The organism is Stenotrophomonas sp. Steno-Z2 (assembly GCF_056393235.1).
The window spans coordinates 38,197-63,778 of the sequence record NZ_JBWJOY010000001.1; the positions used below are offsets into that span (position 1 = coordinate 38,197).

Annotated in this window: 18 protein-coding genes; 3 read left to right on the forward strand and 15 right to left on the reverse strand. The window is 71.0% G+C overall.

Features of this window, described 5'->3' with window-relative positions; all coding sequences use genetic code 11:
• Nucleotides 1–25 precede the first annotated feature (25 nt).
• The 4 genes from AC06FP_RS00165 to nudE are packed head-to-tail and all read right to left on the reverse strand — an operon-like array spanning nt 26 to nt 2,536.
• Entirely contained in the window at nt 26–355 is a 330-nt protein-coding gene (locus AC06FP_RS00165) for a YnfA family protein (RefSeq protein ID WP_433854199.1), read from the reverse strand.
• Nucleotides 355–1,131 (reverse strand): nucleoside triphosphate pyrophosphohydrolase, encoded by a 777-nt coding sequence (gene mazG / locus AC06FP_RS00170; protein ID WP_478074730.1) that lies wholly within the window; start codon nt 1,129–1,131, stop codon nt 355–357. Before mazG ends, AC06FP_RS00165 begins: the two co-directional genes overlap by 1 nt.
• 53 nt (nt 1,132–1,184) lie before the next feature.
• Complete coding sequence (gene cysQ / locus AC06FP_RS00175; RefSeq protein WP_478074050.1) at nt 1,185–1,991, reverse strand: 3'(2'),5'-bisphosphate nucleotidase CysQ; 807 nt, start codon at nt 1,989–1,991, stop codon at nt 1,185–1,187.
• A complete protein-coding gene (gene nudE, locus AC06FP_RS00180; protein WP_478074051.1) occupies nt 1,988–2,536 on the reverse strand; it encodes an ADP compounds hydrolase NudE in 549 nt (182 codons plus the stop codon). Before nudE ends, cysQ begins: the two co-directional genes overlap by 4 nt.
• 124 nt (nt 2,537–2,660) lie before the next feature.
• On the opposite strand from nudE, the gene AC06FP_RS00185 reads away from it, so the two are divergent.
• Nucleotides 2,661–3,395, forward strand: coding sequence for a 16S rRNA (uracil(1498)-N(3))-methyltransferase (locus tag AC06FP_RS00185; protein ID WP_478074052.1), 735 nt, complete (start codon nt 2,661–2,663; stop codon nt 3,393–3,395).
• 212 nt (nt 3,396–3,607) lie between these two features.
• Here the strand turns inward: AC06FP_RS00185 and AC06FP_RS00190 are convergent, their stop codons facing one another.
• The 7 genes from AC06FP_RS00190 to pilG form a co-directional block, all read right to left on the reverse strand.
• Nucleotides 3,608–4,078, reverse strand: coding sequence for a chemotaxis protein CheW (locus AC06FP_RS00190; RefSeq protein ID WP_456116789.1), 471 nt, complete (start codon nt 4,076–4,078; stop codon nt 3,608–3,610).
• Nucleotides 4,079–4,103: 25 nt separating this feature from the next.
• Nucleotides 4,104–5,462: a chemotaxis protein CheB gene (locus AC06FP_RS00195; protein ID WP_478074053.1), complete on the reverse strand. Its 1,359-nt coding sequence runs from the start codon at nt 5,460–5,462 to the stop codon at nt 4,104–4,106.
• Nucleotides 5,449–12,114: a hybrid sensor histidine kinase/response regulator gene (locus tag AC06FP_RS00200; protein ID WP_478074054.1), complete on the reverse strand. Its 6,666-nt coding sequence runs from the start codon at nt 12,112–12,114 to the stop codon at nt 5,449–5,451. Before AC06FP_RS00200 ends, AC06FP_RS00195 begins: the two co-directional genes overlap by 14 nt.
• Nucleotides 12,115–12,222: 108 nt before the next feature.
• On the reverse strand, nt 12,223–14,259 hold the full coding sequence (locus AC06FP_RS00205) for a methyl-accepting chemotaxis protein (protein WP_456116792.1): 2,037 nt from the start codon (nt 14,257–14,259) through the stop codon (nt 12,223–12,225).
• A gap of 41 nt (nt 14,260–14,300) precedes the next feature.
• Entirely contained in the window at nt 14,301–14,831 is a 531-nt protein-coding gene (locus tag AC06FP_RS00210; RefSeq protein WP_456116793.1) for a chemotaxis protein CheW, read from the reverse strand.
• Nucleotides 14,831–15,193: a response regulator gene (locus tag AC06FP_RS00215; RefSeq protein ID WP_456116794.1), complete on the reverse strand. Its 363-nt coding sequence runs from the start codon at nt 15,191–15,193 to the stop codon at nt 14,831–14,833. The genes AC06FP_RS00210 and AC06FP_RS00215 overlap by 1 nt, the downstream gene beginning before the upstream one ends.
• 16 nt (nt 15,194–15,209) lie before the next feature.
• The gene (gene pilG / locus AC06FP_RS00220; protein ID WP_054667142.1) at nt 15,210–15,611 is read right to left on the reverse strand and encodes a twitching motility response regulator PilG; all 402 of its coding nucleotides are present in this window, start codon (nt 15,609–15,611) and stop codon (nt 15,210–15,212) included.
• Between the two features lie 247 nt (nt 15,612–15,858).
• On the opposite strand from pilG, the gene gshB reads away from it, so the two are divergent.
• Nucleotides 15,859–16,809, forward strand: coding sequence for a glutathione synthase (gshB, locus tag AC06FP_RS00225; protein WP_456119463.1), 951 nt, complete (start codon nt 15,859–15,861; stop codon nt 16,807–16,809).
• Complete coding sequence (gene tolA / locus AC06FP_RS00230) at nt 16,806–17,696, forward strand: cell envelope integrity protein TolA (protein WP_478074055.1); 891 nt, start codon at nt 16,806–16,808, stop codon at nt 17,694–17,696. The genes gshB and tolA overlap by 4 nt, the downstream gene beginning before the upstream one ends.
• Nucleotides 17,697–17,740: 44 nt before the next feature.
• On the opposite strand, the gene AC06FP_RS00235 is transcribed toward tolA, so the two are convergent.
• From AC06FP_RS00235 to AC06FP_RS00250, 4 genes are all read right to left on the reverse strand, one after another.
• Entirely contained in the window at nt 17,741–19,687 is a 1,947-nt protein-coding gene (locus AC06FP_RS00235) for a S9 family peptidase (protein WP_478074056.1), read from the reverse strand.
• A 32-nt stretch (nt 19,688–19,719) separates the two neighbouring features.
• Nucleotides 19,720–22,407 (reverse strand): TonB-dependent receptor domain-containing protein, encoded by a 2,688-nt coding sequence (locus tag AC06FP_RS00240; protein ID WP_478074057.1) that lies wholly within the window; start codon nt 22,405–22,407, stop codon nt 19,720–19,722.
• 588 nt (nt 22,408–22,995) lie between these two features.
• Nucleotides 22,996–24,684 carry an amidohydrolase gene (locus AC06FP_RS00245; RefSeq protein WP_478074058.1) on the reverse strand — a complete coding sequence of 563 codons (1,689 nt, stop codon included), beginning with the start codon at nt 24,682–24,684 and terminating at the stop codon, nt 22,996–22,998.
• Between the two features lie 122 nt (nt 24,685–24,806).
• A complete protein-coding gene (locus AC06FP_RS00250) occupies nt 24,807–25,499 on the reverse strand; it encodes a glycine zipper 2TM domain-containing protein (protein WP_478074059.1) in 693 nt (230 codons plus the stop codon).
• Between the last annotated feature and the right edge of the window lie 83 nt (nt 25,500–25,582).

The window sequence follows — 25,582 nt, forward strand, 5'->3', positions numbered from 1 at the left end:
GACGGGCGATGCGCGCAGCATAGCGCTAGGCCGCGGCGGCGCGGGGACCGGCCATGATCACGCCCATGCCCAGCAGGCACAGGCCGGCACCGAGCAGGTCCCAGCGGGTCGGCGCCACCCCGTCCACCCGCCACAGCCACAGCAGCGCGACGCAGACATAGACGCCGCCATAGGCGGCGTAAACGCGGCCGCTGGCGGTGGGGTGCAGGGTCAGCAGCCAGGCGAACAGCGCCAGGCTGGCGGCCGCCGGCAGCAGCAGCCACGCGCTGCCCTGCTGGCGCAGCCACAGCCACGGCAGGTAGCAGCCGACGATCTCGGCCAGCGCGGTCAACAGGAACAGCGCCAGGGTCCTGATCACGGTGCGCCCTTTTCCTCGCGCTTGACCGCCTGCCACAGCGCTTCCTGCTGCTCCAGGTCCAGCGCGGCCATCGACTGCCCGCGCGCGGCGGCCAGCGCCTCCATGGCGCGGAATCGGCGCTCGAACTTGTGGTTGGCGCGGCGCAGCGCGCTGCCGGGGTCCACCTTCGCGTGGCGCGCAAGATTGGCGCAGACGAACAGCAGGTCGCCGATTTCGTCCTCCAGCCGCGCGTGGTTGTCCGCATACCGGGCGCTCTCGAACTCGGCCTGCACCTCGCCGAGCTCCTCGCGCAGCTTGTCCAGCACCGGCGCGACGTCGGGCCAGTCGAAGCCGGTGCGCGCGGCGCGCTTCTGCAGTTTCAGCGCGCGCTGCCACTCGGGCAGGCCGCGGGCGATGCCGGCCAGCGCCGAACCATCGGTGTCGCCCGCGTCGGCGCGCTCGCGCTGCTTGATCTGCTCCCAGTTGGCGACGACCTCGCCGGCATCGCCGGCCCGTGCATCGCCGAACACATGCGGGTGCCGCCGCAGCATCTTGCCGCTGATCGCGGAGACCACGTCGGCGAAGTCGAAGGCGCCCTGCTCGCTGGCCATCTGCGCATGGAACACCACCTGCAGCAGCAGGTCGCCGAGTTCGTCCTTGAGATCGGCCAGGTCGTTGCGGTCGATGGCGTCGGCGACCTCGTAGGCCTCCTCGATCGTATACGGCGCGATGCTGGAGAAATCCTGCTCCAGGTCCCACGGGCAGCCGCCCTGCGGATCGCGCAGCCGCGCCATGATCCGCAGCAGGGTGCCGATCTCGCCTGGCGCGCCCAGGTCGCCGGCACCGCTCACAGCCCGGCCACCCAGTCGCGCCACGGCAGCGCCGGGTCGCCCAGCGCGACGAAGTCGCCATTGAGCAGGCGCGGGCGCCGGTTGTAGTGGAAGGGTTCGCCGCTGTCGGCGGCCAGCAGCACGCCGCCGGCCGCTTCCAGCACGCACTGCCCGGCGGCGGTATCCCACTCGCTGGTCGGGCCCAGGCGCGGGTACACGTCCAGGGTGCCCTCGGCGATGCGGCAGAACTTCAGCGAGGAACCCTGCGCGACCAGTTCGATCTCGCCCATGCGCGCGAGCAGTTCGCCGGTGCGCGCATCGCGGTGCGAGCGGCTGGCGGCCACCCGCAGCGGCAGCGCCGGCGGCCGCCGGGTGAGGATGGCGTCCTCGCGCCCGCCGTCGCGGCGCCAGGCGCCCTCGCCGCGCGTGGCGTGCCAGACGACGCCGGTCACCGGCGCCTGCACCACGCCGAACACCGGCAGGCCGTGGCGGATCAGGGCGATGTTGACGCTGAATTCGCCATTGCGCTTGATGAACTCGCGCGTGCCATCCAGCGGATCGACCAGCCAGTAGTCCTGCCACCGGCGGCGGGTTTCCCAGGGCAGCTGCGCCGATTCCTCCGACAACACCGGCAGCTCCGGGGTCAGCTGCGACAGGCCGCCCACGATCACGTGGTGCGCGGCCAGGTCGGCGCTGGTCAGCGGGCTCAGGTCGTCCTTGTGCTCGACGTCGAAACCGTCGGCATAGACCTGCATGATCGCCGCGCCGGCCTGCCCGGCGATGGCGATGACGGCTTCGCGCAGGGCTGCGTCCAGGGCGCTCACCGGGTTTTCCCCAGCCATTCGCGGGCGATGAACAGGGCCGCCAGCGAGCGCCCCTCGGAGAAATCCTCGCGCAGCATCAGGCCGTCCAGGTCGGCCAGTTTCCAGGGCACCACTTCCAGCTCCTCGGGTTCGTCGCCGGCAAGGCGTTCGGGATAGAGATCGCGCGCCAGCACCAGCCACGACTGGTGGCTCATGTAGGTCGGCGCCAGGGTCAGGGCGCGCAGCACGTCGATGCGGCGCGCGCCATAGCCGGCTTCCTCCTTGAGCTCGCGGTCGGCCGCCTGCGCCGGCGTCTCGCCGGCGTCGATGCGGCCCTTCACCAGCCCCAGTTCGTAACGGTGCAGGCCGGCGGCGTATTCGCGCACCAGCAGCACGGTGTCCTCGTCCAGCATCGGCACTACCACCACCGCGCCATGGCCGCGGCTGACCAGCCGCTGGAAATGCCGGCGCTCGCCGTTGGAGAACTCCAGGTCCAGGTGTTCCTGGTGGAACGGGCCGATGTCCTCTTCCTGCACCCGATGGATGAGCGGAAGCGGCCGGCTCATGCGCGGCCCCGGGCGGAGGATGGGCGGATCGCTAGAATGCGCGCTGGCAGATACGTTTCCATGAGTCCGAAATGCTAGCAGACCCCGCCGCCACGACGTCGTTCCCGCTCCGTGGGAGCCGCGCATGCGCCTGACCCGCTGCCCCGTCGAACTGCCGCTGCAGGTCGGGCAGACCCTGCCGCTGCCCGAGGAGGCCGCCAACCACCTGGTGCGGGTGATGCGCCTGCGCGAGGGCGACGGTTGCGTGCTGTTCAACGGCGACGGCAGCGATTACGCGGCAACGCTGGTGGCGGTGGGCAAACGCGAGGTGCAGGTGCGCATCGACACCGCGCAGGCGCTGGGCAACGAATCGCCGCTGGCCATCACCCTGCTGCAGGGCATCGCCCGCGGCGAGAAGATGGACCTGATCCTGCAGAAGGCCACCGAGCTGGGCGTGACCGCCATCGTGCCGGTGAATGCCGAGCGCACCGAGGTGAAGCTGGATGCCGCACGCGCGGAAAAGCGCATCGCGCACTGGCGCAGTGTGATCGGCTCGGCCTGCGGCCAGTCGGGCCGCGCGCGCATCCCGGCGCTGTCGCCGCCGCAGGCGCTGGCCGCCGCCGCGGGCGCATTGCCGGCGCAGAGCCTGCGCCTGACCCTGGACCCGCAGGGCGAACACCGCCTGTCCGCGCTGCCGCCCGCGCCCGCTGGCGGCGTAGTGATCGCCATCGGCCCGGAAGGCGGCTGGTCGCCGCGCGACCGCCAGCAGCTGGCCGATGCCGGTTTCCAGGGCCTGCAGCTGGGCCCGCGCATCCTGCGCACCGAGACCGCCGGGCTGGCCGCCATCGCGGCGCTGCAGGCGCGGCTGGGCGACCTGTAGCAACGCACCGCGGGCGCGCACTTCAGCGCGCGCTGTGCGTCATCGACAAGGCCTCACGGGACACCGTCGATGCGGGGCAAACCCCGCATGCAACGCGACCGCATCGATATAGCCCGTGCGGGGCAAACCCCACACCCTGCGGATGGGCAACGAGCGCGAAACGACGAGGGCTTCCGCCCGCAGCTGCCGGGGCGGCGGCTCCTGCAGGTGTTTCAGGCCACCTCTGCCAACGCGGTGAGCACCGCGCTTTCGATCGCGTCCAGGTCCGGCAGCAGCGCGCTCTGCTCGCCCAGCAGCACGCGCATGTGCACGCCCTGCGGCAGGCTTTCCTCGGAGGCGTCGGCCAGCAGGCCGTCGCGCGGCACCGCGATCAACTGCGGGAAGGACTGGGTCAGCAGCGCGAAGTACGGCATCTCCGGGTTGCCGCCCAGCGCCTTGAGCACCACCACCTTGTTGCTGCCGGCGACCGGCTCGTCGCCGCCGTTGAAGCGGGCGAAGGACAGCAGCGGCACTTCCCAGCCCTGCCAGGCGATGTAGCCGGCCAGCCAGTCGGGCGCGCCCTCGATGGGCTGCACCGCCACCCGCGACATCATTTCGGCGACGGTGGCGTTGGGCAGCAGCACGCGCTCGGCGCCGGCCTGGATCAGGACGCCGCGGACTTCGTCGTTGCTTGCATAACTCATGGTCGGTTCCTTGATCGTGTGCGGCTCAGCCGAAGCTGCGCTGGACGAGTTCGCCGGCGAGGTATTCCGGCGGACCGGCCGGATGCCCGGCCACGGCCAGCTGGCTGGCCGCTTCCGGGTCGTAGCAGCCATCGCCGCTCTGCCCGGCCACCCAGCCGCCCCGCCCGGCGAATTCCAGCGCCTCCGGCACCAGCGACGGATCGGCGCCGCTGAGCATCACCACCGCCGAGCGCTCCACCGGCAGGGCCTGCAGCGCCGGTGCCGACGCATCCGCGAAACGCAGCCCGCCCGCCTGCTGGATCACGCCGACGCCGTCCTGCAGCACATAGACATTGCCGCCTTCCAGCGCCTGCCCGGCCTCGGCCAGCGCGACCGGCAGCGGGGTCACGCGCGCCATCTGCTTGACGAGGTTGGCGTAGCGGCCACCGTCCAGGCGCATCTGCACCAGCACCGGCAGCGGGTAGTCGTCCGGCAGCGCGCCCAGCAGGCGCCGCACCGCGTCCGGCCCGCCGATGCCGGCCAGCAGCAGCACCGCGCCCTGGGCGGCGGCGGCCGCTTCCGATTCGAGTTCGACCAGCGACAGCGTACCGAGGCCGGGCGTACCGACAGCATCGGCATCGCCCTGCAGTTGCGTGTCGTCCGTTGCCGGCGCCGCGGCCGGTGCCGGGGCCGGGGCCGGCGCGATGTAGGCATCGTCCTCGACCAGCGACCAGCTGTGGAAGCTGCCGGGCGCAGGCGCGGCGCCGGCCGGCGCCGCGGCGTCCGCAAGCGGCGGCAGTTCCGGCGGCAGCACCGGCTCGCTTGCCGGCTCCGGCCTGGACGGCGCCATCGCCATCAGTTCCTCGAAGGTCAGCACCTCGGAGCGGTCGAGGTTGGCCGGCGGCACATACAGGGTGTCGGCCGGCACCTCGTCGACGTGCAGCACGGCCTCGTCGACATGGAACTGCAGCGGCGCATCGGCATGGCGCTCGTCCGGGCGTTCGGGCATGCCCGGCTCGGGCAGCGGCAGCGCTTCTTCTTCCTGCCCCGGCGGCAGCACCTGGTCATGGCCGTGCAGCTTGGCGGCCAGGTGGCGCGTCCAGCGCTGCGCGTCCCAGCCCTCGCGGCGCGCGGCCAGTTCGGCTTCCTCGAACATCAGCTCCAGCTGCGGCGCGTCCAGCGCCGGCGCAAGGCGCTCCAGCGCGTCCTCCACCGCCGGCTCCAGCGCCACCAGCACCATCGCCGGCCCCAGCGCCCGCAGCGCGGCCGGGTCCAGCGCGCCCGGGTCTTCTTCCAGCACCAGCGCGCCGCCGGCGGCGAGCACCGCCTCCTTCAGGCGCTCGCGCGCCGCGCCGGGCCGCGCCAGCAGGGCGACGGGCCGGGCCGAATGCTCACTCGCGGACACGGGCGATCCCCAACAGGTCGTAGACATTGCGCATCAGATCCAGCTCCTGGTACGGCTTGCCGAGATAGCGCTGCACGCCGATCTCGAACGCGCGCTGGCGGTGCTTGTCGCCGCTGCGCGAGGTGATCATCACGATCGGCACGTCCTTGTAGCGCGCATCGGCGCGCATCGCGGTGGCCAGCTCGTAGCCATCCATGCGCGGCATCTCGATGTCCAGCAGCATCAGGTCCGGCACGCGCTCTTCCAGCCGCTCCAGCGCCTCCACGCCGTCGCGCGCGGCCACCACCTCGAAGTTGTGGCGCTCCAGCACGCGGCCGGTGACCTTGCGCATGGTCAGCGAGTCGTCCACCACCATCACCAGCGGCACATGGCGCTGCTGGCTCACCGCGGCCGCTTCCACCGGCTGCTGCGGCTGCGCCAGGTGGCGGCGCACCAGCGGCGCCACGTCCAGGATCACCACCACGTTGCCTTCGCCGGTGATGGTGGCGCCGTAGATGCCCGGCACCGAGGCGATCTGCAGGCCCACCGGCTTGACCACGATTTCGCGGTTGCCCAGCACCTGGTCGATCGCCACGGCCGCGCGCAGGTCGCCGGCGCGCACCAGCAGCAGCGGAATCTGCGGCTGGCCCTCGGCCTTGGCCGCGGCCTGCCCGACCAGCGTGCCGAGGTCGTGCAGCGCGAAGTCCTCGCCGTTGTAGTGGTAGCCGCCCTGGCCGGATTCGAAACGCTCGCGGGCGATGCGGCCGATGCCGCTGACCGAGGCCACCGGCACGGCGAAGGTGGTCTCGCCGATGCGCACGAACACCGCCTGGGTGACGGCCAGCGTCTGCGGCAGGCGCAGGGTGAAGGTGACGCCCTGCCCGCGCACGGTGTGGATGTCCACCGAACCGCCGAGCTGGCGCACTTCGTTGCGCACCACGTCCATGCCCACGCCGCGGCCGGCGAGCTGGCTGACCTGCTCGCTGGTGCTGAAGCCGGAGGCGAAGATGAGGTTGTCCAGCTGCGCGTCGTCGAGCTGCTCGCCGGGCTGGATCAGGCCGCGCTGCTCGCCGCGGCGGCGGATCGCCTCGCGGTCCAGGCCGGCGCCGTCATCGGCCACTTCCAGCACGATTTCCGAGCCTTCGCGGCGCAGCCGCAGGGTGATGCTGCCCTCTTCCGGCTTGCCGGCGGCGATGCGCTGCTCCGGCGTCTCCAGGCCATGGGCCACGGAATTGCGCAGCATGTGTTCCAGCGGCGCGACCATGCGGTCGAGCACGTTGCGGTCCAGTTCGCCGTGCGTGCCTTCCAGGTTCAGGTGCACCTGCTTGCCGATGTCGTGCGCGGCCTGCCGCACCACGCGGCGCAGGCGCGGCACCAGGCCGTCGAACGGCACCATGCGCGCGCGCATCAGGCCGTCCTGCAGTTCCGAACTGACGCGCGACTGCTGCTGCAGCAGGGCGTCGTAATTGCGCGACAGGTCGTCGAGCACGCCCTGCAGGCCGCCGAGGTCGGCCGCCGATTCGTTGAGCGCGCGGCTGAGCTGCTGCAGCGTGGAGAAGCGGTCCAGTTCCAGCGGATCGAACGCCTGGTCGGCCTGCTCCTGTTCGCGGCGGTAGCGGGCGACGATCTGCGCCTCGGTTTCCAGGTCCAGGCGGCGCAGCTGGTCGCGCAGACGGGCGTTGGTGCGGTCCAGTTCGCCCATGGCGCTGCGGAACGCGCCCAGCTGCTGTTCCAGGCGTGAACGGTAGATCGCCACTTCACCGGCGTGGTTGACCAGGCGGTCGAGCAGGTCGGCACGGACGCGCACCTGCTCCTGGGTGCGGACGGTGCCTTCCTCGTCGACGGCCTGCGCTTCGACCACCGGCGGCGACAAGGGCTCGGCGGCGATGCCGGCCAGCGGCAGCGGCTGCGGCTCGATGTCCGGTGCCGCGGCGGCGGATGCGGGCTGCACGATCACGTCGGCGTCGGCGTCGGCGTCGGCGTCGGACGGAGCATCCGTCATGGCGGCGTCGCCGGTCTCGGCCGTCGACGACGGCTCCGCCTCGACGGCGATCGTGGCCGCTTCCGGCTCCGGCGATGCTGCGACCTCGGCGGCCGGCATCGACTCCACCGGCGCCACCGGCGGCGCGGCGGTTTCCGCGGCCACGGCCGCTTCCGGCGCTTCCGCGCTGCCGGCGGTGCGCGCTTCGAACGCCTCGATGAGATCCACCGGCATCTGCACCGCGCGGTGCGCGCCGGTGCGGATCAGCAGCTGGTGCAGGCGGTCGAAACCGCGCTCGAGCAGCTGCACGTCGCCGCGACCGATCTCGGTACGGCTGGCCGCCACCGCTTCCAGCAGCGATTCGATGGCGTGGCCCAGGTCGCCGATGGCGTTGATGCCGGCCATGCGCGCGCCGCCCTTGAGCGTGTGCAGGTCGCGCTGCAGCCCGGCCAGCAGTTCGCGGTCTTCCGGCGCCGCGCGCAGTTCGCTGATGAGGCGGTCGCAGTGGTCGAGCAGGTCCTTGCCTTCCTCGACGAAGATATCGACCAGTTCGCGGTCGAGGTCGTCGAAATCGAGCGGACCGGCATCGAATGCCGCCGCTTCGACGGCGGCCGGCACCGCGGCTTCCTGCACCGGCGTGACCAGCAGTGCCGGTTCGACCCGGGTTTCGACGGCCGCTTCGGCTTCGGCTTCGGCTTCGGCTTCGGATTCGGATTCGGATTCGGATTCGGATTCGGCGACAGCATCGCCCGTCGTGGCCACGAGTTCGGCCGCAATGGGCTGCCCGGACTCGGCCGCAGGTTCGACTGCCATCTCGACTGCCACTTCGGCGTCAGCGTCAGCTTCGGCTTCGGCTTCGGCTTCGGCGACAGCGTCGTTTTCCGTGGTCTCGATGGCGGCTTCAGTCCACTCCTCATGCCCGACCACCGGCTCCTCGGTGTCCAGCACCGGCTCGACCGCCTGTTCCGCGGCCGGCACGGCGATCGACTCTTCGGACACGGCTTCGGCAGCGACGCCCACCGTCTCCTCGAACGCCGGTTCCTGCGCGGCGACGGCGTCGTCCACCTGCGCAGGCCCGGCAGGCGGCAGCGCCTCGATCGACACCGCGGGCGGCGCGTCGTCCGCCAGCGACATCTCGACGGGCTCGACCGCAACCGGGGCGTCTTCCAGCACCGGTCCGGCCAGCCATTCGATGCCTGCATCTTCTTCCGGTGCGGTGGCATCCTGCGGCGGCTCGGTTCCGCCATCGTCCACCGTCTCGTCCAGCGCCAGCGGCGTTTCGGGCGCATCGTGCGGCAGGCCGGACACGTCCGGCTGCGCTTCGCCCTCCGGTTCCAGCGGCCATTCGAAGACCGACACGGCCGGCTCTTCCGCGGCGGCGACAGGCGTTTCGTCCGCCGCGCGATGATCGGCGGCGGCCTGATCCGGCAGGCCGGCGAACGAGGCCTCCAGCAGCGCGGGATCGAAATAGGCGGAAAGATCGCCGATGCCGGCCAGTTCCTGCACCGGCAGCGACGCCGGTGCCGGTTCCGGCTCGGTTGCCGGCGTAGTGGCTGTAGCGGCCGGCACGTCTTCGTCGTCGAGGTCCTCGTGCACCTGCGGCGGCCACTGCACCTCCGGCAGGGCATCGGCCAGCGCCTGCAGGCGCGCGGCCAGCGGGGCGAACGACGGGATCAGCGGCGACGGCGCCTGCAGCGCGGTGATGGTGGTGGCCACGGCGGTGGCGGCTTCGCCCAGCGCGGCCACGCCTTCGGCGGACGGCACCACGGCGTTGGCGAGCGAGCGCTTCACGAACGACTCGACCGGCGCGGTCACCGCAGTGATCTCCGGCACCTCGGTCATGGCGAAGGCGCCGCTCATGGTATGCACGGCGCGCAGCAGTTCCTCGCTCACCGGCTGCGGTTCGGGGCGCGACTGCGACAGCCAGGCCTCGACCGTGGCCAGGTGCTGGCCCACTTCGGCTTCGAGGATCTCGCGCAGCACGCTGTCCACCGAGGCCGGCGTGCCGGCGGCCGGAGCGGCGGCGGCCGGCGCGGCCGCAACCACGGCCGGGGCGGCGGAGGCGCCGGCGACATGGAAGGCTTCCTCGCCGGCGGCGATGCGGTCGGCGATGTCCTGCATGCCCGCCACGTCGGCGTGGATGCGGCCGTTGCCGCGCAGCGCGGCGTTGAACTGCGGCAGCACGTCGACGGCCTGGCTGACCAGGGCCACCACCGCGGGGCTGGCCGGGCGGCTGCCGTCGAGCACGCGGTTGAGCATGCTCTCGATCTTCCAGCTGAATTCGCCCAGCGTGCGCGCGCCGACCAGTCGGCCACTGCCCTTGAGCGTATGGAACACGCGCCGCACCGGGCGCAGGCGCTCCATGCTGTCCGGCGCGGCACGCCACGCCGGCAGCAGGCGGCCCAGGTTCAGCAGTTCCTCGTCGAACTCCTCGATGAACACCTCGCGGATGTCCTGGTCGATCTGCTCGGCATCGTCGTCGAAACCACCGTCCACGCCCTCGCCCGCCTCCATGGCGGCGACAGGCGTTCCGGCCGGCGCGGGCGCGGCGGGCACCGCTTCCGCTTCGGCCGGCGCCGCGAACGGATCGAAGGACGCGGCGGCCTTGTCCAGCTCGGCCATGAAGGCCGCGATCTCGTGGTCCGGCGCGGGCGCTTCGTCGGCGGGGCCGATGGCGGCAGAAGCCGGGGTTTCCGGCGCGGCGGCGGCGGCCTCCGCGGCCTCCGCCTGCGGCTGCACGGGCGTTTCCGCGGCAACCGGCTCATCGAGCGTGAATTCGAACGGCGACGCGTCGATGGACAGCGGCGCGACGGCCTCGTCCGCCGTGGCCGTCGCCTCGACCGGCGTCCACGGCCCGGCGCTGGCCGGGTCGAGGGTAAGGAAGTCGCCGGAACCGGCGTGGGCCGCAGCCGCATCGTCGGCCGCGTCGGCGGCGAAAGGCGCCAGCCCGCTGTCCGCCTGCGGCGTGGCGTCCACTTCCGCGGCGATCGGGTCGAAAGCCGGGAACGCGCTGGACGCCGTGTATTCCGCCTGTTGCAGGCCATCGCCGGGCGCCGTGTCCTGCACCGGCGCGAAGCCGGCACCCACATCGAACTCCAGCGGCGCGACGCTCGCCTGCGCGCCGTCCGTTCCGGCCGGCAGGCCTTCGGCCGCTACCGGATCGAAGGCCGGGAAGGCCGCGGCCGCATCGAACGCCGGCGGCTCGATGGCCGCGGCTGGCGCGACCGGCACCGGCCGCGCATGGATCGCGTCGCCGAACACCAGCGGTCGAACCGGCGCGGCGGGCGATGCGGCGACCTCGGCGTCGTATGCCGCCGGCGAGTCGAACGCAGGCTGCGCCTCCTCGACGGAAGGCGCCATTTCCAGCGTGCCCGGTGCATCGTCCATGGCGAACGCCGCGACCGGCGCCGGCGCGGCGGCGGTACCGGCATCGTCCTGCGCGCCCGCCGCGGGCACCGGCCAGTAGCGCAGCGCCTCCAGGCTGCTGCGGGTGATGTCGAGGATTTCCTCGCGGCCGGGGCGCCGCTCGCGCAGCGCTTCCAGGTAGTACTCGAGGCTGGCCATGGCGTCGGCCAGCGTGTCCAGCTGGCGCCCGCCGGGGATGCGCCTGCGCCCGATCAGTTCGACGCCGATGTACTGGCGGATGCCGTTCATGTAGTCCGCGGGCGCCTGCAGGTCGAGCATGCGCAGCGCGCCGGACACCTCGTCCAGCAGGCGCGGCACGTCGTGCAGGCGCGCGTGGTCCCAGTTGGTCTCGATGAAGGCGACGAAGGCCTCGCGCGCGGCGGCGAAATTGGCGATGGCCTCGTGCGCCAGCACCTCCACCGTGCGCCGGGTCTCCACCGCGGCCGGGTCCTCGTCGCCTTCCAGGTTGGCGCCGAGGTAGGCGACCTGGTCGTCCAGCGAGGCATCGACGTAAAGCAGCGCGCCGGCGATGTCGAGCAGCAGGTTGTCGTCGATGGGGCGGCTGCCGTCCACCACTTCGCGCAGCGCGTCGCGCTGCTGCGCGACCACGCCGCGGGCCACGCCCAGCCCCATCACGCCCAGCGTGTCGGACACCGCGCCCAGCTCGTTGACCTGGGTCTGCAGGTCGGCGGTGGCCCCGCCCATGCGCACGTGCAGGTCCAGCGCGTCCTTGATGCGCAGCAGTTCTTCCTTCACCGCGTTGCCGACCGTGTCCAGCAGCTCACGGTTGCGCCCCTGCAGGCTGCCGCGCGCGTGCTCCAGTTCGGCCTCGCTGGCCTTGCCCGCCTCCGGGTCGAAGGCCAGCAGCACGCCCTCGTTGATGCCCTCGGCGGCGCGCGCGGCGCGGATCTCGTTGAGCAGCGGCAGCAGCACGATCGGGATGTCGCGGTGGCCGTTCTGCAGGCGTTCCAGGTAATCGGGCAGCAGCACGGTGCCGCGCATCAGGGTGGCGCAGGCCTCGTCGCGGTCGGGCACGGCGCCATCGCGCACGGCGTCGGCCAGCAGCTCCAGTTCCTCGGCCACCATCGCCGGGGCGTACAGCTCGACCATGCGCAGCGTGCCCTGCACCTGGTGCAGGAAGCCGGCGCAGAAGCGCATGCGGCTGGTGTCGGCCGGGTCCTCGACGAAGTACTCGATCTCGCTGCGCGCCTGGCGCAGGGTCTCGTCCAGCTCCGGCTTGACCCAGCCCAGCGCCGCGTGGCTCATCGCATCGCGCAAGGTACTCATCGCACTCCCCCGTGCAGCATCGTTCGCCTGCCATCCGGGCGGCCGTTTTCTGCGGTATGACGACACATCATCTGCTGGTTCCTTTCCATCCCCGCCCGTTCAACCGGTTCAGGCCGGCAGCTTGAAGTCGGCCACCGAACGGCGCAGGTCCGCGGCCAGCTGGTTGAGCTGGCCCAGCGAATCGGCGGTCTGCCCGGCGCCCTGCGAGGTCTGGCCGGTGATCTGCCGGATCACGCCCATGGTCTGGGTGATGTCGGTAGCGGCGGCGGCCTGCTGGTGGGCGGCGATGGAGATGTTCTTGATCAGGGTGTTGAGCGCGTTGGACACGCGTTCGATTTCGGTCAGCGCGGTACCGGCGTCCTCGGCCAGGCGCGCACCGGACACCACTTCGGCGGTGGTCTGCTCCATCGAGGTGACCGCTTCGTTGGTATCGGCCTGGATGGCCTGCACCAAGCCTTCGATCCGTCGGGTCGCGCCGGAGGTGCGTTCGGCCAGTCGCTGCACTTCGTCGGCCACCACCGCGAAACCGCGGCCCGCCTCGCCGGCCGACGCCGCCTGCACCGCCGCGTTCAACGCCAGGATGTTGGTCTGCTCGGAAATGTCGTTGATCAGTTCCACGATCGAGCCGATCTCCTGCGACGACTCGCCCAGGCGCTTGATGCGCTTGGAGGTTTCCTGGATCTGGTCGCGGATCTGGTCCATGCCCTGGATGGTCTGGCGCACCACGCCGGCGCCCTCGGTGGCGATGACCACCGAGCGCTGCGCCACTTCGGCCGACTCGCTGGAGTTGCGCGACACCTGCTCGATGGACGAGGCGATTTCGCCGATGCGGTCCGAGGCGCTGGTGATCTCGTCGGCCTGGTGCCCGGCCGCTTCGGCCAGCTGCATGGCGGTGGCCTGGGTTTCCTGCGCCGACACCGCCACCTTGCTGGAGATGTCGTTGATGGTGGTCACCAGGTGGCGCAGCTCGTCCACCGCGTAGTTGATCGCGTCGGCGATGGCGCCGGTCATGTCCTCGGTCACCGAGGCCTTCACCGTCAGGTCGCCTTCACCCAGCGAGCTGATTTCGTCCAGCAGCCGCATGATCGCCTGCTGGTTGCGGCTGTTGAATTCCACCTGGGTCTGGTAGCGCAGTTCCTGCTCGCGCGAGCGGCTGCGCACCGTGCTCCACACGAAGCCGATGATCGACAGCACCGACAGCGCGCCGAACACCACGCTCCACCAGAAGTTCGGGAAGATGCGCGTGTCGCGGGTGGAGCCGAAGGCGGAGAAGGCGTCGAACAGCTTGCGGCTGTTGTCCAGCATGCGGTCCGAGCCGCCGGCCAGCGCCGCGGCCGAGGACTGCGCGGCGAACAGGTTGCGCGAGCTGGCCAGGATCGCGTCGGCGTCCTTCTTCATCTTGGTCCACTGGTTGGCCGACTGCTCCAGCGCGACCTGCGCGTTGGGGTTGCGCACCGCGGCGATGCCCAGTTCCTCGTTGCCGTTGCGCAGGCCTTCCAGCACCTGGGTGAACACGGTCATGTCGCGCGCCAGCGCGTCGCCGGCACCGCTGGCGCCGGGGCCGCCGGCGCGGATTTCGGTGACGCGGCGGGCCATGGAGCCTACCACCACCACCTGCTGCAGGCCGTTGTAGATCTGCGTGGACTGGGCCCCGCCGGCGGTCATCGCGCGCACCACTTCGTTCAGCTGCGCCTGCAGCTGCGGCACCGCGCCAACGAAGCTGTCGGCGTTGCCGGCCAGCGCCAGCACCGCCGGCTCGCTGGCCACGATCTGCTCGGCGCTCCTGGACAGCGGCTGCCAGGTCTCGACCAGCTGGCGCAGCGGCGCGGCCACGCCGGCTTCCTCGCCGAAACGGCCCTTCAGTTCGCTCACCGTGCGGTCGACCTTGGCGCGGGTGTCCTTGAACGCGGCGTAGGCCTCGCGGTTGCCCGCCACCGCCTCGCGGCCCTGGTTGGCCAGCTGCTGCGACAGCACCTGCAGGTCGGCCGCACCGGTGCCGGCGCCGGCCAGGCGGCTGCCCTGCCAGGTGGCCACGCCGGTGTTGGCGCCGAACACGATCATCGACAGCACCAGCAGGCCCAGCCAGAAGTTGGTACCCACGTTGCCAAGCTTGCGGGCCTTGGCGGCGTCCGGAGCAGTACTCATGTTTCGACCTCGGTATCCAATGCGGAAAGGCAGGCCCGCGCTCAGGCGGCGGCCTGCCGGAATTCAGGCGTGCGCGACAGCAGGGACAGCGAGAACACGCCCCAGTCGTGGTCGCCGTCGTTGAAGGCGTGTTCGACGAAATGCGCGTAGCGGCCCTGGGCGATGGCGCCGGCCGGGACCTGCCTGGACAGCTCGAAACTGCGCTGCCCGTAGAGCTCGTCGATGCTGATGGCGACGTCGCCGCCGGTCTGGCGCATGATCAGCACGCGGTGGCCTTCCTGCTGGACGGTACGCTGCCCCTCCAGGAAGTACTTCAGGTCCACCACCGGAAACAGGTTGCCGCGCAGGTTGCCCACGCCCAGCAGCCATGGCTGCGCGCCGGGCACCGGCGTGACCGGCGGCATCGGCACGATCTCGACCACCTCGCGGAAATCGGACACCAGGCGCCGGCTGCCGATGCGGTAGCCCACGCCGCGCCAGACGTCGGCGGAGAAGTGGCGTTCCGGCAGCTGCACCGCGTGCGCAAGGCTGCGCCGTTCGTAGGCTTCGAGGATGTCGAAGGGAGAGCGCATCAACCCACCAGTTTGTTGATCCGCGCGATCAGGTCGTCCTCGCGCGGCGGCTTCACCACATAATCCGACGCGCCCTGGCGCATGCCCCAGGCCATGTCGGTCTCCATGCTCTTGGTACTGACGATCAGCACCGGAATGCCGCGGGTGGCCTCGTCGCGCGACAGCGCGCGGGTGGCCTGGAAGCCGCTCATGCCGGGCAGCACCACGTCCATCAGCACCAGCTGCGGCCCCTGGCTGCGCGCCATCTGCAGGCCGTCTTCGGCGTTGTCGGTGGCGAGCACCTCGTGGCCGGCCTTTTCCAGCCATTGCGTGAACACCGCCCGGTCGGTCGGTGAGTCCTCGATCAACAGGATTCGAGCCATGTGCCTTACCCCCTGGTCAGGCGTTGACGTATGTGCGGATGGCGCCCAGCAGTTCTTCGCGAGTGAATGGCTTGGTCAGGTACTGCTCGGAGCCGACGATGCGCCCGCGCGCCTTGTCGAACAGGCCGTCCTTGGAGGACAGCATGATCACCGGCGTGGACTTGAAGAGCTGGTTGCCCTTGATCAGCGCGCAGGTCTGGTAGCCGTCCAGCCGCGGCATCATGATGTCCACGAAGATGATCTGCGGCTGCTGGTCGGCGATCTTGGCCAGTGCCTCGAAGCCGTCGGTCGCGGTCACGACCTCGCAGCCTTCGCGCTTGAGCAGTGTCTCGGCAGTACGCCGGATGGTCTTCGAATCGTCGATGACCATCACCTTCAGCCCTGCGAGTTCCCCACCCGCAGCCATGTTTTCAACCATTGCGATTTCCCCGGGCGCGCAGCGCGCCATCTGAACGTGGCGCTGCTGCGAAAGCGGTCTATATCCCAGCCCGGCCGCGAACTGTCAAGGGCCGACGTCGTCGCGGGGCTGGCGCCGCATGCAGTGTGAACGCCATCGCAGTCGCTGCGCAGGGCCATTCAGCCACGCAACGCACCGGACCGCGCATGGCGCTGGGCGCCCGTCGCGCCGGGACGCTACCATCGCCGCCTGACCCGAACGGCCGTGGATCATGCTGGACGTCATCGTGGTGATGGACCCCATCGCCCAAATCAAGATCGCCAAAGACACCACCTTCGCCATGCTGCTGGAAGCCCAGCGGCGCGGCCACCGCCTGCATTACGTGCGCCCCGGCGGGCTGGCGCTGGAGGGCGGCACCGCCGTGGCCGAGACCGCGCCGCTGCAGGTGCGCGACGACCCGGCCGGCTGGTTCACCCTGGGCAGCTACGCGCGCACCGCGTTCGGCCCGGGCCAGATCGTGCTGATGCGCAAGGACCCGCCGTTCGACAGCGAGTTCCTCTACGACACCCAGGTGCTGTCGGTGGCCCAGGCCGCCGGCGCCTGCGTGGTCAACGACCCGCAGGGGCTGCGCGACTACAACGAGAAGCTGGCCGCGCTGCTGTTCCCGCAGTGCTGCCCGCCGACCCTGGTCAGCCGCGGCGCCGCCGCGCTCAAGGCCTTCGCCCTCGAGCACGGCCAGGTGGTGCTCAAGCCGCTGGACGGCATGGGCGGGCGTTCGATCTTCCGCAGCGGCAGCGGCGACCCCAACCTCAACGTCATCCTGGAGACGCTCACCGACGGCGGCCGCCGGCTGGCGCTGGCGCAGCGCTTCATCCCGGACATCAGCGCCGGCGACAAGCGCATCCTGCTGATCGACGGCGAGCCGGTGGACTACTGCCTGGCGCGCATCCCGCAGGGCGACGAGTTCCGCGGCAACCTCGCCGCCGGCGGCCGCGGCGAGGGCCGCCCGCTGAGCGAGCGCGACCGCTGGATCGCCGCCCAGGTCGGCCCGGAAATGAAGCGGCGCGGCATGCGCTTCGTCGGCCTGGACGTGATCGGCGACTACCTCACCGAAGTCAACGTCACCAGCCCGACCTGCGCCCGCGAGCTCGACGCCCAGTTCGGGCTGAACATCGCCGGCCAGCTGTTCGACGCGCTCGAGGCCGGCCTGCCGCGATGAGCGCCCCCGCCGATGCCCTGCCGCCGCCGGCGCGCGTCACCGAGCAGCAGCGGCTGGGCGCCACGCTGACGCTGTCGCTGCTGGTGCACGGCCTGCTGATCCTGGGCGTGGGGTTCGCGGTGGGCGGCAACGCGCCGCTGGTGCCGACGCTGGACGTGATCTTCAGCCAGACCAGCACGCCGCTGACCCCGAAGCAGGCCGATTTCCTGGCCCAGGCCAACCAGCAGGGCGGCGGCGACCACGACCGGCCGCAGCGCCCGCGCGACAGCCAGGCCGGCATCGTGCCGCAGCCCGGCGCCGGCCTGGCGCCGGTGCCGATGCAGCGCCAGGCGGCGGCGCTGCCCCCGCCGCCGCAGGCGCGCGTGGTCAGCAGCACGCGCGGCGAGCAGGCCGTCGCCGAGGCGCAGCCGCGGCCGCTGCCCGAACGCCCCGAGCTGGACGCGCCGATGACCGCGCGCGAGCAGCGCGACGCGGAAATGGCGCGGCTGGCCGCCGAGGTGCACCTGCGCTCGGAGCAATACGCCAAACGCCCGAACCGCAAGTTCGTCTCGGCCAGCACCCGCGAATACGCCTATGCGAACTACCTGCGCGCCTGGGTGGACCGCGCCGAGCGCGTGGGCAACCTGAACTACCCCGACGAGGCGCGCCAGCGCCGCCTCGGCGGCCAGGTGGTGATCACCGTGGGCGTGCGCCGCGACGGCAGCGTGGAGAGCAGCCGCATCCTGCGCAGCAGCGGCACGCCGCTGCTGGATGCCGCCGCGCTGCGGGTGGTGGAGCTGGCGCAGCCGTTCCCGCCCCTGCCCCGTACCAGCGACGACATCGACATCCTGCAGGTCACCCGCACCTGGGTGTTCCTGCCCGGCGGCGAACTGCACGACGACCGCTGAAGCGGTGGCGCCGGCCATCGCCGGCGCCCCATCCACTCCGTCCGTCAGTCCGCCTGGCCGAGCAGGGTCTTCTTCCAGAACTCGATCCCGGCCCAGAAGATGTAATCGCGGTTCTCGCGCTTGTGGAAGCCATGGCCTTCGTTGCGCGCCAGCACATGCCAGGCCTCGCCGCCCTGCCCGCGCAGCGCCCTGACGATCTGCTCGGCCTCGGAGGCCGGCACCCGCGGATCGTTGCCGCCGGCGGCGACCATCAGCGGGATGCGGATCTTCCCGACGTTGCGCAGCGGCGATATCTCCGCCAGGCGGGCGCGCTGGGCCGGATCGCGTTCGTCGCCGTACTCCACCCGCCGCAGGTCGCGCCGGTAGGCCTGGGTGTTCTCCAGGAAGGTGACGAAATCGGAAATGGCGACGGCGCAGCTGGCCGAGCGCAGGCGGTCGCTGTAGTGCACCGCCGAGGCGTAGCACATGTAGCCGCCGTAGCTGAAACCGTAGACCGCGAACCGCGCCGCATCCAGCGCCGGGTCGGCCGCCAGCGCGTCGATGAACGCGCCCACGTCCTTGACCGAGTCCTCGCGCTTCCATGGCCCGTTGTCCAGGTCCAGGAAGCGGGTGCCGTAGCCCGAGGAACCGCGCACGTTGGGCAGGAACAGGGCCACGCCCAGTTCGTTGACCAGGTAGTTGTCGGCGCCGAGGAAACCCGGCCGGCTCTGCCCTTCCGGGCCGCCGTGGATGTCCATGATCAGCGGCCGCCTGCCGGGGAAGCGGGCCGGATCGGGGCGGTACAGGAAGCCGGACACCTTCTCGCCGTCGAAACTGGCCACTTCCACGAGTTCCGGCTCGCGGTTGCGCTCCAGGTCCAGGCCGCCGGCCTCGCTCCAGGTCCAGCGCTTCACCGCCAGCGTCTTCGGCTCGATCGAATACACATCGCCCGGCACCCGGGCCGAGGACAGGCTCAGGCCGATCTCGCCCCACGGCGCGATCTGCAGCAGCCGGCCGATGCTCCAGTCCAGCACGCCCTCCGGCAGGCCGTCGACCGGCCGCAGGTTGCCGCCATCGCCATCGCCTACCCGCAGCCGCGACACGCCGGCGTCGTTGATCGCGTAGACCAGCACCTGCTCGTCGTCGGACACCGCGTAGTCGGTCACGTCCCAGCGCGGCTCGCGGCTCACCGCGGTGAACGCTCCGCTGCGCGGATCCAGCTTGCCCAGCCGGACGAAATCCGAATCGCGGTTGGACAGCACCCAGATCCGGCCATCGCGGGCGTAGTGCGCATCGGCGTAGGACGCCTGCCCGCGCGCCGGGGTCAGCACCTTCATCCCGCCCTTGCGCAGGTCGATCTCGGCCAGCACCGCGTGGTTGATGGAAAGCCGGTTGATGGCCAGGGCGCGGCTGCCGTCGGGCGAGAAGTCGGAGATGTTCCAGCCACCGCCGCTGACCTGCGCGACCATGCGGTCGCTGCCGGGCCGGGACGGGTCCAGCACGTAGAGGTCCATGTCCGCGCCGTTGCGCCGCGAGGAGGCGTAACCGAGCAGGCGGCCATCGCGGCTCCAGCTGCCGAACCAGTTGCGCGACCTGCCGTCGGTCAGCAGTTCCAGGCGCCCCTCCTTCAGCAGGTACAACTGGAAGAACTCGTTGCCGCCAACGTCCTTCTGCACCACCAGGTGGCCGCTGTCGCCCGGCGCGTGGCTGGCGAAGGGCACCGGTTCGGCCTCGAAGCTGAGCTGGGTGCGCGCGGCGCCGGGCGAGCGCACGCTGTGCAGCTGGTCGGTGCCGCCGAAGCGGGTCTTCATCAGCACCGAGCGGGTCTGCGGGTCCCAGCCGAGGAAGGCGGCGCGGCGGAATTCCAGGTAGCGGGCGCTGGCCTCGGCCGTCGCCTCGGGAATGGCCGGCACGCCGTCGGCATGGATCGCCGGCGGCACCGGGACCGCTGCCGCCGCAGTGCCGGCGACGGCCAATGCCGCGGCCAGCAGGGTACGGATTGCATGATGCATGTGTGCTCCTCGTCGGTTGGCGGCGGGGCCGCTCAGAACTTCACCCGCACGCCGGCGGTGTAGTAGGCGCCCATGACGTCGTAGTAGGGCGAGAACGTCGCGGCGATGGGCGCCTTCTTGTTGAAGACGTTGTTGGCGCTGGCGTACAGCTCCACCCTGCCCTCGCCGCCCAGCCGGTAGGCGCCGCCCACGTCGTAGTAGACGTAGCTGCCGATGCGGTTGTTGACGATGTTCTGGTTGCGGTCGTAGTCGCCGGCGGACAGGTAGCGGGCACGTGCGTTGACCGAGAACACGTCGCTGTCGAAGGCGATGCTGGACACTGCGCGCCACTTCGGCACGCCCAGGCCGAACGCATAGCCCTGCGAGCCCACGTACTCCATGCGCTTGACGCCATCGTCGGTGCTCAGGCTGTTGACCCAGGTGGCCAGGGTGCGCAGGCGCAGCCGCCCGGGCACGCCGAACAGGCGGGCGTCGCGGCGGTAGGAGGCTTCCAGGTCGACGCCGTCGGTCTTGTATTGCGACAGGTTGGTGTAGGTGGAGACGATGCGGGTGATGTTGCCGCCGGCGTCGCGCTCGACCCGGCTGCACAGCTCGGCGTTGCCGGCGGCGCAGCGGTTGAGGATGTCCTGCAGGCCGATCGTGGTGATCACGTCCTTGATGTCGATGTTGAAATAGTCCACCGAGAAATCCAGGCCTTCGACCGTGCGCGGCGACCAGCTCAGGCCGGCGGTCAGGGTGTCGGCGGTCTCCGGCCGCAGCCCCGGGTTGCCGCCGCCGTTGCTCAACGCGTAGACGGTCTGGTTGTTGGTCGGATCGGTGACGTAGCTCCAGCCGGTCGTGGTGGTGGTGAACAGCTCGCCCAGGTTGGCCGAGCGGATGTCGCGCGAACGGGCGATGCGGCCGCGGAAACCCTCGAAGAACTCATTGGTGAAGCCGAGCTTCCACGACCAGATCGAACCGGTGGTGTTGTAGTCGGAAATGCGCGCGGCCGCGCTCAGCGCCAGGTTGTTCAGCCCGGGCACGTCCTTGACCAGCGGCACCAGCACCTCGCCGAAGGCCTCCTTGACGTTGAACGAGCCCTTCATGGCGCTGAAGTTGAACGAACGGAAGGCCTTGGCCGCGTCCAGCTCGCCGACGCGCTGGTCGATCGCCTCGCGCCGCCCTTCCACGCCGAATGCCACCGAGACCGCGCCCGCCGGCAGTTCCCAAGGCTCGCCACGCAGGCTGGCGCCGAACACGTCCAGCGTGGTCTTGGCGCGCTGCTGCGGGGTGCCGGTCACGTAGTCGATGGCTTCCTGCGAGGGCGCGCCCTCGCCGAACAGGTTGATCGGCACGCAGTGCACCGCCGGGTTGGCCAGGCTGACGCGGCAGACCGGCTTGCCGGTGACCGGGTCGAGCACCGAATCGACCGCATTGGCCCAGGCCTCGCGCAGGATGAACCCCGGCGTGTCGAAGTTGGCTTCGGCCTCGCCATGGCTGTAGTAGGCGCTCCAGCGCCAGTCGCCGGCGTAGCCGTCCAGCGCCAGCGTGGCCTGGGTGGTCTTCCGTTCGAAATCGATGTGCGGGTAGTTGATGTCGTTGTTGAAGCGGCCGATCCGCAGCGTGGTCTCCCCGGCCTGCTCCATCGCCTCGCGCACCTGCTGCGGCAGGAAGGCATTGTCGATACCGATGTCCAGGTTGTTGCGGTTGTGGTCGCCGAACCAGATGTAGTTGTTGTACATCCGCGAATGGCGCACTTCGGCGGTCAGGCGCACGTCGTCGGTCAGGTCGTAGCGGCCGCTGGCCAGCACCGCGTAGCGCTTCTGCGGCGCGCTGAGCGGGCTGTAATCGTCGTTGGACGGCCCCTCGCCGCCGCTCATCAGCGCGCCGACCACGCGGCCGTACTGGAAGTCGCGCAGCGAACCATCCGGATTGAACGCCTTGCCCTTGAGCACGCCGGACAGGATCAGGCCGCCATAGCCGGCATCGGAGAAACCGACATCGGGCATCAGCTGGTACTGGCCGTTGCCGATGGACAGCGTCGACCAGCGGCCGGCGCGGCTGCGCGAACTGCGCGGCACGATGCCGTCGTTGTCCAGGAACTCGCCGCCGACCAGGAAGTGGCCGCGCCCATCGGCGAAGTCCGTGCCCCACGCGGCCTCGAAGCGTTTCTCCTTGCCGTCGTCGTAGGTGGACTGCCCGGCCTGCGCGCCGGCCTTGAAGCCGATGAAGTCGTGGTCCAGGCTGATGTTGACCACGCCGCCCACCGCGCCCGACCCCCAGGCCGCGGAAGCGCCGCCGGTCACCACGTCGACGCTTTTGACGACGATCGAGGGAATCGTGTTGAGGTCGTTGTCGCTGGAAATGCGGCGGCCGTCCTGCAGCACCAGGGTGCGCGAGATGCCCAGGCCGCGCAGGTCTACCGGCGCGTTGCCGGCGCCGGTGTTGGAACCGGTGGTCTGCGGCGAACTGGTGGCACGGAACTGCGGCAGGTCGTTGAGCGCGGCGCCGACGTTGGTGCGCGAGTCGAGCTTCAGTTCCTCGGCGGTGATCGGCAGGGTCGGCGTCGGCGCCACCAGGTCGGGACGATCGATGCGCGATGCGGACACGCTGACCGTGGCGAGATCGCTGACCTTGCGGTCGCTGCCTTCGTCCTTGGTCTGGGCTTGGGCGCCGGCCGAAGCGGCCAGGGTCGCCAGGACGCACAACGTCAGGGGGTGGAGCAGGAGTGGCTTGCGCATGTGTTCGTTACCCGGATTCGCAATGACTGGGGGCGCCCGGTGTGCGGGCGCGCCGACAGTGCCGGCTCGTGAACGAACAATGCGTAATGTCTATGGAAAGACAAACTTCATTACCGATGCAACGGGATTCGACTACCGACAGCGGCATCGAAGCGCAAGCATCGCATGTGCTGGAAAGTGCTTGTTTCGCAGCGTGCGGCGCATCTTACCCGGATTCCATTTCAAAATCCGCCCTCTTTTTCGTTGGACCGATTCCGTCACAGTCGACGAAACGGCGGCGGGCGCATTGTTTCTTCCGCAACTTCGCCTTCAACGCGGATCATGGCCCTGGATTGCGCAGATTTTCCGCGCCCGCACGGGGTGGAATGTCTGCCCAGGCCACATCAGCGCACCTCACGGTTGAACGGAAACACGGGCGATGCACGGTTCGTTGCAGATCGCCGTTACGCGGTTCCCGATCACGCCAGTGCCTGGCGTTCGCCCCGAAGCCGGTGCGGAAGCACGCGATGGAAGCGCGCACAGCATGGGCCGCCAGGATTGCAGCGCGGTTTCAGCGCCGCGGCGCGGTGGCTCCGCGGCGCCGGGGCATCAGCCCTGTCCGGCCGGCGTGGCGGTGTAGACCGGCTCGCCATCGACCCAGGTGGACAGCACCTTCAGCTCGTCCAGGCGCCCCCCGTTTTCGTCCAGCGGATCGCGGTCGAAAATGACGAAGTCCGCGCGCATGCCGCTGCGCAGGCGACCGACCTGGGCCTCGTCATGTCCGGCGTACGCGGCATCGCTGGTGAAACCGCGCAGCGCTTCGGCCACGCTCAGGCGCTGCTCCGGCTGCCAGCCGCCCGGCGGCTGGCCGTCGCGGTCCTGGCGGGTCACCGCTGCGTACAGGCCCAGGCGCGGATCGACCTGCTCGACCGGAAAATCCGAACCCAGCGCCAGGCGCGCGCCGCTGTGCAGGTAACGCTGCCAGGCATAGGCGCCCTTGATCCGTTCCGGCCCCACGCGCTGCTCGGCCCAGCCCATGTCCGACGTGGCGTGGGTGGGCTGCATCGAGGCGATCACGCCGAGCCGGGCGAAACGCGGGATGTCCTCCAGCGCCACCACCTGCGCATGCTCCACGCGCCAGCGGTGGTCGTTGCCCTTGTGCGCGCCCAGCACCTTCTCGTAGGTATCGAGCACGATGCGGTTGCCGCGGTCGCCGATCGCGTGCGTGGCCACCTGCACCTTGCAGCCATCGGCCTTGCGCACCGCCACTTCGAAATCCTCCGGCGAGGTCATCAGCAGGCCGCGGTTGTGCGGATCGTCGCTGTAGTCGGCCAGCAGGGCCGCACCGCGGCTGCCCAGCGCGCCGTCCATGAACAGCTTGACCCCGTGCATCTGCAGTCGCCCCCCCGGATGGGTGTACAGGCCGTTGGCGCACAGGTCGTCCAGCGCGCCGTGGTTGCCATCGGCGTAGGCATCGACGCGCAGCGGCAGCCTGCCCTGGTCGGCCAGCCGCTTCATCACCGCCAGGTCCTCGCGCGACACGCCCATGTCGTGCACGCCGGTGAGCCCGTTGCTGACCGCCAGCTGCACTGCGGCCTGCAGGCGCTTCTCGCGCACCGCCTCGTCCGGCGTCGGGATATGCGTCCTCACCAGCGACGAGGCGCCATCCACCAGCACGCCGGTCGGCTTGCCGGCGGCATCGCGCAGGATGCGCCCGCCCTCCGGCTGCCAGTCGCCCGACAGCGGCTTGCCCGCCTTCTCCGCGATGCGCAGCGCGGCGCCGTTCACCCAGCCGGCATGGCCATCGATGCGCTCCAGATACACCGGCCGCTCCGGGAAAGCCGCGTCCAGGTCGGCCGCCGTCGGAAACGCGGTGTCGTCCCAGCGGTTCTGGTCCCAGCCCGCGCCCAGCAGCCATTCGCCCGGCGCCAGCGTCTTTTCGAAGGCCTGCAGGCGTTCCACCACCTCGGCGCGGCTGCGCGCGCCGGTCAGGTCGGCCTGCGCCAGCGTGTCGCCGAGGCCGACCAGATGCGCATGCGCGTCGATCAGCCCCGGCACCACGGTGACCTTGCCGGCGTCGATGCGCCTGGCCTGCGGATAACGCTGCAGCACCGCCGCGCGTTCGCCCACCGCCAGCAGGCGGCCGTTGTCCGTGTCCCACGCCAGCGCGCTGGCCGTGGGCTGCTGGGGATCGCCCGTGCGGATGGTGTCGGCGAGCAGCACCCGCACCTCGGCCGAGGCCGGCGCCAGATACAGGCAGGGAAGCAGGACGGCGAGACAGGCGGCGGTACGGCGCATGCGGAGACACTCCTGGCCAAGGTGAACGGCGACTATGCCGCCATCGGCCAGGCGTGACAACGAAACCGGGACCGGCCTGCGCCGAATGCCGGCGCTCGACGGCGACCCGGCGCCGCGCCGGATCAGTCGGCGCTGACGTCCACCCGCACCCGGATGCGCTCGCCCGGGTGGTAGTCGCGGCGCGTGTGGTATTCGCGGCCGCCGTACTCGTAGGTGACGTCGTAGCCGTCCACGCGCTCGCTTTCGTAGCCGTAGCCATCGCGGCCGTAACCATCGCGCCCGGGCTCGCAGACGCGCACGTCCGAACGCCGGTAGACCGGGCGGTTGTTCGCATCGTAAATTGCGCGCCCCGCGGCGCCGCCGGCGACGGTGCCGATCGCGGTGCCCAGGTAGCGGCCATCGCCGCCGCCGATGCGGCTGCCGATGATGGCGCCGGCCAGGCCACCGATCACCGTGGCGACCTGGCGCCCGCCATCGCTGCCCTGGCGGTAGCCGCCGGCGTAACGGTCGTCGCGGTAATCGCGCTCATCGCGCCGGTAGCCATCCGGTCCGTATACGTAGTCGCCATCGGCGCGCTCGTAGCAGCGGCCCTGGCGGCCACCGCCATCGACGATGATCGGGTCCACCCGCACCACGCGGGCATAGTCGTAGACCGGGCCGTTGTCGCCGTCGTAGTAGCGGCCATCGTCCTGGCGCCAGTCGCCGCTGGTGGGCGATGGGCGATAGCGGCCGTCGTCGTATCGCTGCGCGGTGGCGGGGAACGCCAGCAGGCAACCGAGGACCAGGACACCTGCAAGAGGCAACGATCGGGACATGGCGGCCGTACCGGCGGATGGAGATGGACGGATGCTCCGGCGCGGCGCGTGAAACGCCCCTGAACCGGAACGCCGGAGCGGCG